Here is a 15,546-nt window from a genome sequence, read left to right on the forward strand (position 1 = left end):
CTAGATAGATTGTGTTACAGCATATTGTCCTATCGCTTTATATTTGTTGTAGCGATCCACTACTCGTTCCTCACGATTCATTATATCAAGTTCTGCAAGATGACGGGCGATCACTTCACGCAGAGCCGATGCAGTCTGTTCCAGATTACGGTGCGCTCCGCCAAGAGGTTCGGGCACAATCTCATCTACAACCCCCAGTTCACGCAAATCACGGGCCGTAATTTTCATCGTCTCCGCCGCACGCTGTGCCTGGGATGCATCCTTCCAAAGCAGGGCAGCCGCACCTTCTGGAGAGATGACCGAGTAAAAGGAGTTCTCAAGCATTAACAAGCGGTTACCCACGCCAAGCGCAAGTGCACCACCGCTTCCCCCTTCCCCAGTTACGATGCAGATGATGGGAACACCGAATGACGCCATCTCACGCAGATTACGAGCAATCGCTTCACTCTGACCACGTTCTTCCGCCGCCATACCCGGATATGCACCTGTCGTGTTAATGAAGCAGATAATTGGACGGTCGAATTTATCCGCTTGCTGCATAAGACGAAGTGCCTTGCGATACCCTTCCGGATGTGGCATCCCGAAGTTACGAGCGATATTATCCTTCGTATCTTTCCCCTTCTGATGACCCATTACGGTAACCGGGCGACCGTTAAACTTGGCAATGCCGGCAACAATAGCCGCATCATCCCCATACAGTCGGTCTCCATGTAACTCGATAAAATCCGTACATAATGCGTTAATAAAATCCAGCGTGGTCGGACGTTCCGGGTGGCGTGCCACCTGTACCCGCTGCCACGGAGTAAGGCCTTCGTATATGTCCTGCGCCAATGTTTTTGCCCGCGCTTCAAGTTTCGTAATCTCGTCGCTTAAATCAATATCTTTCTCACGGGTGAAGCGGCGCAGCTCTTCAATTTTGGCATTCAGCTCGAGGAGTGGTTTTTCAAAAGGAAGTTCTCCAGCCATTAGTGTGTCCTCCTTACTGTATGCATATCGAGAATTTTACCAAGTGTATCACGCATCTCTTTGCGTGGGATGATCCGGTCAAGCTGTCCCTTCTTCAACAGGAATTCTGCTGTCTGGAAATCTGGCGGCAGTTCCTGACGAATCGTCTGTTCAATGATACGGCGTCCTGCGAATCCAATCAGTGCACCTGGCTCTGCGAAGTTGTAGTCGCCAAGCGATGCGAAGCTTGCGGATACACCACCTGTTGTCGGATTGGTCATGATGGAAATATACAGTCCACCTTCTGCGCTTAATCTGGCAAGTCCTGCACTTGTCTTGGCCATCTGCATCAAGCTCAAAACGCCTTCCTGCATGCGCGCGCCGCCTGATGCGGAGAACAGGAGGAACGGATATTTTTTCTCAATTGCCTGTTCGATGGCACGGGCAATTTTCTCCCCAACAACAGACCCCATGCTCCCCATCCGGAAGCGGGAATCCATAACAGCGATGACAACCGGATACCCCTTGATTGTACCTTCTCCAGTCAGAATGGCTTCAGACAGACCCGATTTCTCCCGATCCTTGTCCAATTTATCCGCATAATCCGGGAATCCGAGCGGATCCGCTGATAGAAGATCGGCATCATATTCAAAGAAGTGCCCTTCATCCAGCATGGTCGCAATTCTTTCAAATGCATTCATCGGAAAGTGATGGGCACATGCCTGACATACTTTCAGATTTTTTTCAAGTTCGCGTGTGTACATGATGGCACCGCATTTCGGGCATTTCACCATTAGCCCTTCCGGCACTTCTTTCTGCTCGACCTTATGAATCTCATCCGCTACTTGTCCGGTCTGTATAGTCGCGTAGCGTCGTTTTTTAGAGAAAATATCTTTTAACATTACCTAACACCTCTCTTATAGCATTCCCGAAGAATGAAGCCTGATAGCCTGTCACCTTTGTTACCAAATATATGCCGCCTCGTCTATAGAATGCTGTTTTCCAAGTGAAGCGCCATATGCATGACCGCTAGATTCTCATCTCCCGCTCGAATGGCCGCTAGAATCGCCCGATGTTCCTCGAGCGCTTCCTCGACGCGCCCTTCACGAGAAAGCGAGTTCTCTCGCACAGTCTTGCTGTATTCGACAAGCGGCACCCAGATGCGGTGCAGAACCGAGTTACGACTGGAGCGGCAGATTGTCCGGTGGAATAAGTAATCTTCCTCTGTCGGAATCCGCCCGTCCGCCATCGCCTGCTCAGCAGACTGGATAATTCGATCCATCTCCCGGAAGTGACGCTCACTTCCCCGCCGGCAGGCCAGCCGCACCGCATCAAGCTCCAGAATCGTGCGCATCTCTACTACATCATTTCTTGTCTTAAAGTCCTTTAATACATACGCGCCAATGAGATCAATCAATTTATTATGACGATAATGCTGCAAAAATGTACCTTCGCCCCTGCGTGTTGTAATCAACCCGAGCAGTTCAAGCGCCCGGAGTGCTTCTCGCACAGAAGAGCGGCCAACAGCAAGCCGGTCAGACAATTCTCGTTCTGATGGAAGCTTATCCCCTGGCTTTATGCCATCCTCTTTAATAATGCGGTTAATCTCAAGCAAAATCTCTTGATAAACTTTGCGTTTTTCCGGAAGCAGCGGCATCCGCCTTCCCTCCTCTTCCGTATGATCCTATTTCAGAAACAGCAAAAAGGAGGAAGAATCCCCCCTTCTGCCAGCTTGCTTATCGCGTGCTTTCAGCCTGCATTTTTTGTTGTAACTGCTTCGGATCAATCTCCTGCTGTGCTACTCCTGTCTCGATCGCCGCCTTAGCGACAGCTGCCGCTACACGTGGGGCTACTCGCGTATCAAATGGCGACGGAATGATGTATTCCGCTGACAGCTCTTCTTCACTGATGAGCTCCGCAATCGCATGGACAGCAGCCAGCTTCATCGCCTCGTTAATGTCTGTTGCCCTCACTTCAAGCGCACCACGGAAGATGCCCGGAAATGCAAGTACGTTGTTCACCTGATTTGGGAAGTCAGAACGACCCGTTCCGACAACAGCGGCTCCCGCTTCCCGCGCCAGTTCTGGCATAATTTCTGGAACCGGATTTGCCATCGCAAAAATGATTGGATTCTCATTCATATCCTTTACCATTTCCGATGTAACCGAACCAGCTACTGATACGCCAATGAATACGTCTGCGCCTTTCATCACATCCTCAAGTGTACCCTCTGCTTGTTTATGGTTCGTAATACGGGCGATGCTATCCTTGATCGGGTTCATACCGAACGGACGCCCTTCATAAATCGCTCCCTTAGAGTCACACATGATAACGTCTTTGACGCCCATCGACAGCAGAAGCTTGATAATGGCAATCCCTGCCGCACCTGCGCCATTTGCCACAACCATGATGTCTTCCATCTTCTTGCCAGTAAGCTTAAGTGCATTGAGAAGACCGGCTGCTGTTACGATAGCTGTCCCATGCTGATCATCATGAAACACCGGAATGCTCAGTTCTTTTTTCAGACGTTCCTCAATCTCAAAGCAGTTCGGAGCTGCAATATCTTCCAGATTAATTCCGCCGAATGTCGGCTCGAGATATTTCACAGTCCGAATGATTTCTTCCGGGTCCTGCGTATTTAAGCAGATCGGGAACGCATCCACCCCTGCGAATGATTTAAACAGTACGGCCTTACCCTCCATCACTGGCAGTGCGCCTTCTGGTCCAATATTGCCGAGACCGAGCACGGCTGTTCCGTCTGACACGACTGCTACCATGTTGCCTTTAGACGTATAATCGTATACTTTTTTCGGATTATCAAAAATATCTTTACACGGCTCGGCAACTCCCGGCGAATATGCAAGGCTCAGATCATATGCGCTCTCAAGCGGTACTTTGGATTCTACACGGATTTTCCCACGATTCTCTATATGCAACTGCAATGCTTCTTCTCTCATGTTTGGCATCTTCTGAACACTCCTTCTCACACGATCCTGATTAGCAGTGGTCTGACCACTTGTTTTTGATATGTCCCCATTATACCAGAAGGTTTGCATCTGTAAACATGAGAGAAGGCAGCCCCGAAAGCTTCTCGGGGCAAATCTACCTGGTTTTGACGACTACTAGGCCTTCTCCTGCAATTTTCTCAATATTTCTAATTATTTCGCTTGTCACGGACGTTTTATAGTCATCAGAAAGGCGAACCGTACGTTTGGAAGCAGCATAATACAGCAGCACTTCCGCATTGCCTGGATGCTCGTGGAGCTGATCACGCAGTTCGATCATACGGGACGGTTCAGCTTCCATTTCCGGGGTAATTTTGATAAATATCGTTTGTTTTTCTGTGCCATGTGAAGGCATTTGCATTACGACATCTACCAGTTTCGAGATGCGATCCGCAATACATTTTGTTTCATTGCCCTGGTGCTCTACTTTTCCTTCAACAAGCAGAATCTCTCCTCGCCCCAGCACAGATACAGCATGGTGATACACACCAGGAAATACAACTACCTCCACACGAGAATGCCAATCTTCCATCTGAACAAACGCCATTGGTTTTCCTTTTTTGGTTGTGATGTGCCGAGTGGAGACCACAATCCCCGCAAGCCGGACTGGCTTCTTACTCGGTATGTCTACGAGTTGATGCAGCGGGGTAATGCTCGGATGCAAGCATAATTCCCGATATTCATCAAGCGGGTGTCCGGACAGATGAAGGCCAAGCAACTCTTTTTCCTGCTCAAGCATCTCCTGACGTGTCCATGGCGGAACATCTGGCAGCTCAGAAGGCAGATCGGAAGTCTGTTCGTCTCCCGTGCCAAGAAGGTTCATCTGCTCGCCTGCTTCTACAAGTCTCCGTCTGCGTGCACTCCATTCAAGTGCCGCATCCAATCCTTCTACTAAGGCCGCACGGTGATGACCCGAAAGACTGTCCAGTGCCCCAGAACGGATAAGTGCTTCAAGAACGCGGCGGTTGCACACACGAACATCGAGCCTGCTGCATACATCCACCAGACTAATAAATTGTCCATTCTCACGCTCCGCTAAAATATGCCGAATCGCTTGTACGCCCACATTTTTAATTGCGGTTAGTCCGAAACGAATTCCCCCGTTCTCTACCCGAAAGCCGCTTCCGCTTCGATTCACATCCGGGGGCAGTACAGGAATCGACCGACGCTTGCACTCCTCGATGTATTCAGCCACTTTGTCGGTGTTTCCTTGCGCCATCGTTAGCAGGGCTGCCAGAAACGCAACCGGGTAATTTACCTTCACATACGCCATCCGGTAGGAAATAAGTGCATACGCTGCGCTATGACTCCGGTTAAAACCATAATCCGCGAACCGGACGATCAAATCATACAGTTCATGTGCCAGCTCTTCCTCATAGCCGTTCGTGACAGCACCTGCTACGAATGCCGTACGCTGTTCAGCCAGCAACTCTCGCTTCTTCTTGCTCACCGCCCGACGCAGAAGATCCGCTTCGCCCAGCGTAAATCCGGCGACCGCCGATGCGATCTGCATAATTTGTTCCTGATACAAAATATAGCCGTACGTATGCTGCAAGATCGGTTCAAGCACCGGATGCAAATACACAACTGCCCGCTCCCCATGCTTCGTTGCTGCGAAATCAGGAATAAACTCCATCGGCCCCGGACGGAACAGCGCCAGAACGGCGACAACATCTTCAAATTCAGACGGTTTCACTATACGCAGCGCATGGCGCATGCCAGATGACTCAAGCTGAAAGACACCCGCTGTATCTGCCGCAGCCAACATCTCGTATGTACGCGCATCATCAAGCGGAATAGAGGTAAGATCCAGAACGATCCCTTCTTGTTCTTCGATCATCTGAACCGCCTGTTCAAGGAGCGTTAGATTGCGCAATCCAAGAAAATCCATTTTAAGAAGACCAATGTCTTCAAGCGACTCCATCGCATACTGTGTCAGGGCGGTTCCGCCATTCCCTTCCTGCAGCGGCACATACCGCGTCAGCGGTTCGCGTGAAATGACAACACCTGCTGCATGCGTAGAGGCGTGACGTGGCAACCCCTCCAGCGCTTGCGCCCAGGCAAGCAGTTTCTCTACTTGCGAATGCTCATCCATCATGCTGCGAAGTGCTTTTGTTTTTGTAATGGCGGCATCGAGTGTAATCCCCGGTTCATTTGGGATCAATTTGGCTACTTTATCTACCGTTGCATTCGGAAGCCCGAGCGCTCGTCCGACATCACGCACTGCTGCCCGTGCCGCCAGCGTGCCGAATGTGACAATCTGGGCGACCCGATCCGCTCCGTATTTCTCCACAACGTACGCAATCACTTCATCACGCCGATCATAACTAAAATCAACATCAATATCCGGCATGCTAATGCGTTCTGGGTTCAGAAATCGCTCAAATAACAACTGGTAGTGCACCGGATCAATGTCTGTAATGCGCAGCACATAGGCAACAAGACTCCCCGCTGCTGATCCACGGCCTGGCCCAACGGCAATCCCCTGCTCCCTAGCAAATCTGATAAAATCCCAGACAATCAGGAAGTAGTCTGCAAATCCCATGCGATTGATCACACCAAGCTCATACGCAAGCCGCTCCTGCACATGTGCATCAGGTTGTATGCCGTACCGTTCCCGCAACCCTTCCTCACACCGCTCTCGCAAATAATCGACTGCCTCTACTTCTTTCGGCAATGGAAACTTCGGAAGCACCGTCTCGCCGAGCGGAATCTCCACCTGGCAACGTTCTGCAATGCGTACGGTATTCTCAAGCGCCTCGGTTAGAAACACAAACATCTCACTCATTTCCGCTGCGCTTTTCAAATAATACTCCCGTGTCAGATAACGTTCCCGACTATCATCTGTCACCGTCTTGCCCTGTCCAATGCACAGCAGTACATCGAATGCCGCTGCATCTTCCGCAGCCACATACCGCACATCATTCGTTGCCACAAGCGGAATCCCGGTCATACGACTCAGTTCCGTTAAGCGATAGTTCACGATCTTCTGCTCTTCCAAAAGATGATCTTGAATCTCCAAATAGAAGTTCTCCGGTCCAAACCAATCTTTGTAACGCTGTGCCACTGCAGCCGCTCCCGATGTATCACCTGCTGAGAGCAGCTTGCTAATCAGCCCCCTGCTGCCGCCACTCAGCACAATGATCCCCCCTGCGAATTCCACAAGCCGCGACTCTTGAATAGCTGGACTGCGATAGCCGGATAGATGAGCGACTGACAGCAGGCGCATGATAGAACGGTAACCTTCCAGCGTTTCAGCCAAAAGTATTAGCTCATGCCCATCTACAGGCTTCATTTCTGCCCCTGGCAGCACCGTAATCTGTACCCCGATAATCGGCTGAATGCCCGCTTTACGGCACGCTTTATAAAATGGAATCCCCCCGTACATGACAGATGTGTCCGTGATCGCGAGCGCCGACATCCCTAATTCCTGCGCCCGGCTCACAAGACTTTCCACACGGGCCGTACTTTCAAGCAGGCTGTACTCACTATGTACATGCAAGTGGACAAATGTTCCGGTCTGCATCGTATCTCCTCCCTGGCCTATTATTCTGCTTTCTATTATACGCTACACGAAGCATAGAGACAGGCACTCATATTTGTCCTACCCTTCCCATACATATAACAAAAGAGGAGGGGGACGGATGAATCAAGAGATGATTGCCAGGCTGATCTCCGGTATGGTCATGCATTTTTTTGTGGCATATGGCATTGTACTCGGCGGATCACTCATGGCCGGGATGGCAGCGGTGCTCACCAGACAGCCACCATTTCAGGAGATTGCCGACTATGCACTCAAGCTCAAGATCTGGGGACTTGTCGGAGCGCTTGGCGGCACATTCGATTCGTTCTTGCAGATTGAAAAAGTGTTTGCTGCCGGAAGTATGTCACCTGTTATTCGGCAAATTATTTTTATTCTGAGCGCATTTATGGGAGCAGACACATGCACCCGTATGGTTCGGTGGCTTGTGCATGGCGATGCGTTGTGAGAGTTCCATCAGCCCGTTTGTTTAGCCGTTATATCCAGTTTATTATTTTGTTCCTATTTGGCGTTCTCGCTGGTATGAGCGCATTTCTCCTATTGCTTGGGAATGAACTAGATACACTGCATCTCAAAACACGTAAGCTAGAAAATCAAAATGTATTGTACGCAGAACGGATTACTGAATTAGAAGAAGCCGAACGAAATATGATTCAAAAACAAAAAAATGTCGTAAAAGATATTGTCGTTCATCTATCCGCTCCCAATGAATTCGTCAAAGCAGATCTTGATAAACGGCTTATGGCTGATTTATTTTTTCTGAAAGGGAAACCATTAGACTATGTTGCCGGTTTTCATGAAGGCATCATTCGTATGATTACAGAGCGGACATACGCCATCGAAGCGAAAGGATATAAAATCCAGGTAACGACACTTGTTGTCACTCCTACTGTTCACATCTACCTAACAGCTCATGAAGAAAAAGGATAGTACTCGCAAATGAACAAAATTTTTTGTAAAATAATAAACATCGGGTGCTATACGATCTAAAAATGTGAAGGAGGAGTTCATATGATTATCAGCGGTAGAGAAGTGGCTCGCGCTAAAGTCGAAAAATTAAAAAATGGTTTTTCCGCGTTCTCTGAAACACAGGAAGTAACCGAACTGATAGAACGATACATCAAACAGGAAAATCTTAATGTTCACATAGACAAAACCACACTCGGCTGCTGGTTTATTCCGGCAGACAAAACAAATGAGCATACCTCACAGTAACATATATCCTATGCGCCGCATCTAACCGGATGCGGCGTTTCTTTACGCATCCGTTATCTCCTCCTCTCCGCTTTGTACAGCCTGAATGCCCAGCCCCGGCACGTCTGGCAGTGTCATCATACTTCCTGCATATTCCACTCCGCCCACAATACAGTCATGGCACAGCATAAGGGGAGCGTCAAAATCAAAACGGGTGACGTTTCGTTTCGCCCCCGCGAAATGCGCCGCTGCGGTCACAGCCAGGCGCGATTCAATCATGCCGCCCATCATGCATTCCATACCGCTTTCTTCCGCCATCGCATTAATGATCTGTGCCTTATAGATGCCACCTGTTTTCATTAGCTTCAGGTTCAGCATATCTGCCGCACGCATCTGAATAATTTCAAATGCTTGCTGTGGTGTAAAAATACTCTCATCCGCCATCACTGGTGTATCAACGGCATCCGTGACTACCTTCATTCCCACAAGATCATACGCCTTTACTGGCTGCTCCACAATCTCGATATCAAGCCCCATATCTTCCATTTTGCGAATCGAACGGATCGCTTTTTTCACTTCCCAGCCTTGATTAGCATCCAAACGGATTTTGATGTCCTTCCCGATCCGGCGGCGAACCTCCTTGATCCGCTTCACATCACGCTCAATATCATCCTTGCCGACTTTAATTTTTAATGTCGTAAATCCCTGGCGCACATACTCTTCTGCATCATCGCCCATTTCGTTTGGCTCATTTACACTTACTGTATAATCTGTATCGATCTGTTTTTTGTGACCACCAAGGAACTGATATAGCGGGAGATTGCACCGCTGGGCGATCAAATCGTATAGCGCCATATCCACTGCCGCTTTCGCACTGCTATTGCCCACCATTGTCTGATTCAGTAAATGAAATACCCGCTCATACGCAAGCAAACTTTGCCCAATCAGCTGGGGGCGAATGGTATGCATAATGGCAGATTCAATGCTTGCGAGACTATCACCCGTAATGACAACAGTCGCCGGTGCTTCGCCAAAGCCTGTGCGTCCACAGTCTGTCTTCACTTGCACAATGATGGATTCTGCGTGAGTGGCTGTACGAAGTGCTGTTTTGAAAGGTTTTTTCAATGGAACTGACTGACGCCGCATCTGAATATCTGTAAGTATCATGGCTTATTCCCCCTTACTGCAGAATGTATATGCCTTGTTGTTGGAAGATACATCTCATCTCTCGATAATCGCCAGCTGAACTCTGGGGGCTTTTATGATAAAATACTTTTCTTGGGAAATAAAACAATCAGAGGAGATTCCCTATTATGGAAGCAACTGCAACTTCAAAAAACGAACGCCTATTTTCTCTTGATAGTATCCGTGGATTCGCTCTGCTCGGAATTTTTCTTGTGAACATGCCCGCTTTTCATTCACCTGATTTTATTCGACAACTATATACACTGCCCGAGCACCTTTCCCCACTTGACCAGGAAATTCGGTTATTCTTTGACCTTTTTATTCAAACAAAATTTTATACGATCTTCTCATTTTTATTCGGCCTTGGTTTCTATATTTTCATGAATCGTGCCGAACAGCGCGGCAACAACATGTACAAGCTGTTTTCCCGCCGTCTGTGTATTCTGCTTGTTTTCGGCCTGGCTCATCTTATTTTTCTCTGGTTCGGGGATATTCTTCATCTGTATGCGCTGGTTGGATTTTTACTGATATTGTTTTACAAGCGAAGTAATGCAACCATTCTTGGCTGGGCATTCGGTCTATTGATTTTGTATTATGGACTATTCTCACTTCAACTACTTATTGATCCAGCTTCCCTTCTCGCATCGCAGAAAGCAGGCGCCAAGAAGCTGGTGGAAGCCGTACGGATGTATCAGGATGCCTCCTATACGGAGTGGTTAGCTTATCGGATAAACACAGAAGTTCTCTATATTCTGGATGGCGTTCTACTACAGATTCCAGCCATTCTTCCGCTGTTTTTATTTGGCTTGTATGCCGGACGGCGCAGAATTTTTCAGGAACCGGCCCGCAATCAAACATTTGTGAAACGGGTCTGGGCAGTAAGCTTTCTGCTCAGCGTACCTTTTACGATCTGGGCTGCACTTGTTCATACGGGTTTCTTCGGTGGCACAACACAGCCGTTCCTACAAGATTTAACCATTAGCCTGAACGGGTTACCCCTTTGCTTCTTTTACATGTCATCACTTGTTCTACTGCTGGATAAACAGCGCTGGCAGAAGTGGCTTCGTCCGCTTGGATTCACCGGACAGATGGCACTAACCAACTATTTGATGCAAACCGTTCTGTCTTTAGCTATCATATTCGGGTTCGGGCTGTTTAACCGCATGAGTCTGACAGCAGGTCTTCTGCTCTGTCTTGTTTTGTATGCTGGAGAAGTCTGGTTCAGTTCGTTCTGGCTCAGACGTTTTTATTTCGGTCCGGCCGAATGGCTCTGGCGTACGCTGACATACGGGCAGATACAGCCATTCAGGCGTCCGCATGTAATAGGGGAAGAAAAAGCGGAGAGGACGTAGCGACTGAGACAGCCTCTGCTTTCTTGGTGGAAGATTTATCCAAAGTGTGGTGGAGGAGTAGGATCGGGCGGGACCTCGTCACTTCGGTACGCTCGCTAAGGGGTGAGACTGTCCGCTCCAGGTGCCAGACGAACTTGCCCACAAAAGGTGCCCGCGATGTATTTGCAGCGAAGTATTGTGGGCAAAAGCCCGTTCGCCTGGCGCCTTCCTCTGGGGAGTCACGTACAGGCGTTCCGTTGCCCCGCCCGATCCCACTCCTGACACCGTTTGGATGAAAAGCCTCAAGCATAATCAAGAGGCTGAGCTTTGCTATGCAGGAATAAAGGAAGCCGTCTTTCAAAAAAAAGTCAGTTGCGACCCGAGCAAATCCGTTCTGGCGGTGAGTGGCGAAACGTTGTGCGGGGAGCGGGAGAAGGAAGGAGTAAGAGAGCGCCTGTACGCGCTTACTCAGCGGAGGGAGAACGGCGAATGAGCCTTTGCCCGCAATCCTTCGGTGAATCAACATCGTAGGCTTTTCTTAGCGGGCACGTTCGCCGGGCTCCCGGAGCGGACAGCCATCGCTTCCCTGCAAGCGTACCGAAGCGAACAGCTCCTTCCTTCTCACGCTCCCTCACCACTACACGTTGTCGATACCACGAAAAGTCTGTCCTGTTCGCCATGTTCTGACTTGTGGGACAGCCTTTGTACATAGACTAAAGCGAACCCGTATTCTTACGGCAAATCAATCAGCATGAAGTGCGCGTCTGCATTCGCCTCGATTTTCAAGTCTGATACCTCGGTAATTCTAGCTGAATCCCGTTTGTTCATTCTAGTTTGCCCATTCAACGTCAATGCCCCTTCTATCACAAACAAAAAGATCCGGCGGTTTGCTTCTTGTTGAAAGGATACTGTTTGATTGGCTTCTACTTCAGAAAGGTAAAGCGTTAGGTCCTGATGAATAAAAGCGATATTGTCTGACTTGATACGATTCGAAACAACAGGCAGCAATTTATTTTTCATCGCCGCCTGATCGTACGCCTTTTGCTCATACGAAGGCGTAAGCCCTCTTGCTTCTGGCATAAACCAAAGCTGCAGGAAATTCACTTCCTCTGTATCAGACGGATTAAATTCAGAGTGAACCACTCCGGTTCCCGCTGTCATCCGTTGAATTTCACCTGGACGAAGCACTTCCGAACCACCCGTACTATCCTGGTGCTTCAGCTGGCCTTTTAGAACAATGCTTACAATCTCCATGTCACGATGTGGATGGGCTCCGAATCCATTGTCCGGTGCAACAAAATCATCGTTTAATACCCGAAGTGGCCCGAATTGCAAATTGTTCGGATCATAGTAATCAGCAAATGAAAAACTGTGGGATGTTTGTAACCACCCATGATTCGCTGTAAAGCGTGATTCCGCAGGATATATTTGTATCATAGTATAAAAGCCTCCTTTAATAATTCTCGAATTCGAGATAATTATACAAAAAAATTTAGGTTACATCTTTGGCGTAATACCCAAGCTTCTTCAAAAGCGGAATGATCGTTTCTTTCTCACTCTCATCTAACCCACCGAATATCTCCTGGATCGCTTTGTGATGCTTCGGAAAAATAGTGCCCATCCACTCTTTTCCCATTTCGGTAATGACAGCATGCGTAACTCGTCTGTCGTCCGGACATGGCTTGCGTTCCAAAAGTTTCTTATCTTCTAGCTTATCAACCACATACGTAATACTCCCACTTGCCAACAGCACCTTTTTACCAATATGCTGAATCGGCTGATCACCTTTATGATACAACAATTCAAGCACCGCGAATTCAGTCGGATTTAAGCCATAGCTTCTCATGTCTTCTGTTACACGATCCATAATGGCTCGATGTGCTCGCGACAGCACAATCAGCAACTTCAAGGACAGGTCTGTCCCACTTACTTCGTTTTCCATGCTCATGTACATTTCAATCCTTCATTCAATTTATCTCGAATTCGAGATAATTATAAAATATAAAAATACATACTGTCAATAAAACAACCATGGTTTTTCAGCCGTAACTCCAAAAAACAAACTTTATCTAGTGTGTTTTGTAAGAGTAAAAAGAGACATTCGTTGATTTCCTATACTACTTATAGTAGATAAGGCTAGTATCTAGCACGAACTCTTTCATAATTACGTAGATATACAAGTATACTATCACTCCACATATGGAAGGGGACATATACCATGGAACAAAAAATAAGCTCATCTTATCTTCATTCCCTGGCAGGAAGAGTTGTACGTATTTATAAAGGTGGGCCAGAATCCCGAATTGGTTATTTGATGGATATACAGGAAGATCACCTGGTTTTATTTAATGATGAGGATGGTTTTTTATACTATAACATTAATCACATCAAAAGCGTATGCGACAGCCCGCAAGATGAGTTCAAAGCAAATTTACTGCAAAAGGCCGCCAAAAACGACAAAGATAAGCTAAATCCCCCCCCTCAGATTCAGGCAAAAAGCTTTTGGGATGTCCTCAAAACGATGGAACAGCATACAGTTCGGATTAACAGAGGTGGACACCACTCCAAAGTAGGACGTTTAGTATCTGTAAAGTCTGATTATGCAATGTTGGAAACAGAGAAAGAAGGGTTGCTATATTACTATATTCACCATATTAAAAGCATAAGCTGGTTCACACAGCAGGAAAAACAGACTCTTGAGACGATGCCTGCAGACGATAAAACAGATACGCATGAACAAACGTCCTACTCTAAAGCAGAAAGTTTCGAAAACCTTTTGCAAGAATTGCAATATCGCTGGATACGTATCAATGGTGAAGGACCAGAAAGCATAGAAGGCGTGCTCTCTGCAAGCTCAGCATCCGACTTAACAATCGTCGCAAATCAGGATGTATACAGAATTCCCCTGTTTCATATTCGCATGATCAGCCAGAAAATCGCTCAAGTAAATAACGATGGCGGGGAAAATAAAGAACAATCTAACTCTACGGCTAAATCTTCCTCTACTAACGCAGGCAAAGAGAATTCTACCAAACAACAAGCTGCTAGCACAAAACAGAATAACAAGAAAGAAGACGGCAAGAAGCAAGAAAAAGAGGCAGATAAAAAACAGGCTGGTAACAAAAAGGAGAATAATAGAGCGAAACAGAAAGTGGAAAAAAACAGAGAATGATCAGATTGCCACGTCTTTATCCAACTTAAGTCCAATGCTCCAACAGACTGTGGAATTTATAAGTAAAACATTAAATATCCCCCTGGATAATTTCACCGAATCAGAGCGTTAACACGCTACGATTTGCACATCGCTAAACGGAGATACTCAGTAGAGAGCTTACATGAACAGTCTGTCTAATCTTCCCGAAAAAAATCGACGTAGAACTGCTCGATAAACCGATCGATCATACGCTTGAGTTAACTGTCTCTTATGACAAGAAGCTATACTGGAATATCCAGCACATCAAAATTATTTCTCTCCCTTAATTTCAAAGGATAAGCCCGATCTTTTTGACGGGCCTTTTCTCATTCTGCCTTACATACCTTTTTTTCATTCCCCATTCCCTTTCACGATTGTAGTACTCTTAAATATGTAATTCTTTTTCTAATCCCTCATTCGTTAGTACTTTTGACACCATAAGATTTAAATTATTAGCTAATGAAATCTCTTGTTTGCTAGAGGAGATTCGCACTACTGGTCGTTGTATGTGAGATTCGATACGCGTAACAATTGCGATCATATTATTATTCAAAGCGACCTTCATACCAGGTGTATACGGAGGAACACTTCTAACAAAAGCTTGAATAACAGTAGGAAGATATCCAATACCATTTTGCGTCATAATCATTTCAATTGCTTCATGCGGGGGCATGTTCTCTACAGAAATAAGTGTTTCAAATAAATTAGCTACAGCACAAACCTGGGCGATCTCCAAAAATTCACTCCCTTTAATACCGCGCGGATAACCAGTTCCATCCATCCGTTCATGATGTTGATAAGCAATATGAGCAGAAAGAAGACTAATTTCGCGAACCTTTCTTAAAATCGAAAATCCTATTTCTGTATGTTCAGTTTCTTTTGAATGGAGCTTTCCGATATCATGGAGCAAACATCCGATGGCTAAATCGTGCAATTGTAAGTCATTATAGGATAATTTTTTGGATATCAATAAAGAAATCAAGGTAACATTTACAGCATGGGCATACGGGATGAACTCGATTTTCTGCTGCTAATAGAACCCTCCCTTTAGCATCATAAATCGGCTTTGCTAACTTCATCTTGCTTTCTTGATACTGTGATATATGGATTATTCTCATTTTTCACCTCCATAAATATAAGCCCATAGCTTGA

General features: G+C 47.0%; 15 protein-coding genes. 6 read left to right on the forward strand and 9 right to left on the reverse strand.

Translation table 11 applies throughout. The features are described from left to right. From accA to CB4_RS18440, 5 genes are all read right to left on the reverse strand, one after another. Complete coding sequence (gene accA / locus CB4_RS18420) at window positions 1-966, reverse strand: acetyl-CoA carboxylase carboxyl transferase subunit alpha (RefSeq protein WP_096467195.1); 966 nt, start codon at window positions 964-966, stop codon at window positions 1-3. Further along, window positions 966-1,847 carry an acetyl-CoA carboxylase, carboxyltransferase subunit beta gene (gene accD / locus CB4_RS18425; RefSeq protein WP_096467196.1) on the reverse strand — a complete coding sequence of 294 codons (882 nt, stop codon included), beginning with the start codon at window positions 1,845-1,847 and terminating at the stop codon, window positions 966-968. The genes accA and accD overlap by 1 nt, the downstream gene beginning before the upstream one ends. Before the next feature lie 83 nt (window positions 1,848-1,930). Beyond that, window positions 1,931-2,602: a FadR/GntR family transcriptional regulator gene (locus tag CB4_RS18430; protein WP_096467197.1), complete on the reverse strand. Its 672-nt coding sequence runs from the start codon at window positions 2,600-2,602 to the stop codon at window positions 1,931-1,933. A gap of 79 nt (window positions 2,603-2,681) precedes the next feature. Further along, a complete protein-coding gene (locus CB4_RS18435; protein WP_096467198.1) occupies window positions 2,682-3,911 on the reverse strand; it encodes an NADP-dependent malic enzyme in 1,230 nt (409 codons plus the stop codon). A gap of 136 nt (window positions 3,912-4,047) precedes the next feature. After that, on the reverse strand, window positions 4,048-7,476 hold the full coding sequence (locus CB4_RS18440; RefSeq protein ID WP_096467199.1) for a DNA polymerase III subunit alpha: 3,429 nt from the start codon (window positions 7,474-7,476) through the stop codon (window positions 4,048-4,050). 118 nt (window positions 7,477-7,594) lie between these two features. On the opposite strand from CB4_RS18440, the gene CB4_RS18445 reads away from it, so the two are divergent. The 3 genes from CB4_RS18445 to CB4_RS18455 all read left to right on the forward strand — a co-directional run bounded on the left by CB4_RS18445 (window position 7,595) and on the right by CB4_RS18455 (window position 8,706). Further along, window positions 7,595-7,939 (forward strand): YtrH family sporulation protein, encoded by a 345-nt coding sequence (locus CB4_RS18445; RefSeq protein WP_231956068.1) that lies wholly within the window; start codon window positions 7,595-7,597, stop codon window positions 7,937-7,939. Next, window positions 7,936-8,421, forward strand: coding sequence for a sporulation membrane protein YtrI (locus CB4_RS18450; protein WP_096467200.1), 486 nt, complete (start codon window positions 7,936-7,938; stop codon window positions 8,419-8,421). Before CB4_RS18445 ends, CB4_RS18450 begins: the two co-directional genes overlap by 4 nt. 81 nt (window positions 8,422-8,502) lie before the next feature. Beyond that, window positions 8,503-8,706 (forward strand): YtzJ family protein, encoded by a 204-nt coding sequence (locus tag CB4_RS18455; protein WP_096467201.1) that lies wholly within the window; start codon window positions 8,503-8,505, stop codon window positions 8,704-8,706. Window positions 8,707-8,748: 42 nt separating this feature from the next. On the opposite strand, the gene CB4_RS18460 is transcribed toward CB4_RS18455, so the two are convergent. Further along, window positions 8,749-9,852 carry a dipeptide epimerase gene (locus CB4_RS18460; protein WP_096467202.1) on the reverse strand — a complete coding sequence of 368 codons (1,104 nt, stop codon included), beginning with the start codon at window positions 9,850-9,852 and terminating at the stop codon, window positions 8,749-8,751. A gap of 146 nt (window positions 9,853-9,998) precedes the next feature. Here CB4_RS18460 and CB4_RS18465 point away from each other — a divergent pair, with 146 nt between their 5' ends. Then, complete coding sequence (locus CB4_RS18465; protein WP_096467203.1) at window positions 9,999-11,222, forward strand: DUF418 domain-containing protein; 1,224 nt, start codon at window positions 9,999-10,001, stop codon at window positions 11,220-11,222. 271 nt (window positions 11,223-11,493) lie between these two features. Then, window positions 11,494-11,694, forward strand: a complete 201-nt coding sequence (locus CB4_RS21750; protein ID WP_231956069.1) for a hypothetical protein — start codon at window positions 11,494-11,496, stop codon at window positions 11,692-11,694. Window positions 11,695-11,933: 239 nt separating this feature from the next. Here the strand turns inward: CB4_RS21750 and CB4_RS18475 are convergent, their stop codons facing one another. Together CB4_RS18475 and CB4_RS18480 are read right to left on the reverse strand one after the other, a co-directional pair. Then, window positions 11,934-12,638 (reverse strand): pirin family protein, encoded by a 705-nt coding sequence (locus CB4_RS18475; RefSeq protein ID WP_096467205.1) that lies wholly within the window; start codon window positions 12,636-12,638, stop codon window positions 11,934-11,936. Between the two features lie 55 nt (window positions 12,639-12,693). Next, a complete protein-coding gene (locus tag CB4_RS18480; protein WP_096467810.1) occupies window positions 12,694-13,149 on the reverse strand; it encodes a MarR family winged helix-turn-helix transcriptional regulator in 456 nt (151 codons plus the stop codon). A gap of 270 nt (window positions 13,150-13,419) precedes the next feature. Here CB4_RS18480 and CB4_RS18485 point away from each other — a divergent pair, with 270 nt between their 5' ends. Beyond that, window positions 13,420-14,373, forward strand: a complete 954-nt coding sequence (locus CB4_RS18485; RefSeq protein WP_096467206.1) for a hypothetical protein — start codon at window positions 13,420-13,422, stop codon at window positions 14,371-14,373. 406 nt (window positions 14,374-14,779) lie between these two features. Here the strand turns inward: CB4_RS18485 and CB4_RS18490 are convergent, their stop codons facing one another. After that, window positions 14,780-15,376 (reverse strand): HD-GYP domain-containing protein, encoded by a 597-nt coding sequence (locus CB4_RS18490; protein ID WP_231956070.1) that lies wholly within the window; start codon window positions 15,374-15,376, stop codon window positions 14,780-14,782. Window positions 15,377-15,546 lie beyond the last annotated feature (170 nt).

This window comes from Aneurinibacillus soli (genome assembly GCF_002355375.1).
Taxonomy (GTDB): domain Bacteria; phylum Bacillota; class Bacilli; order Aneurinibacillales; family Aneurinibacillaceae; genus Aneurinibacillus; species Aneurinibacillus soli.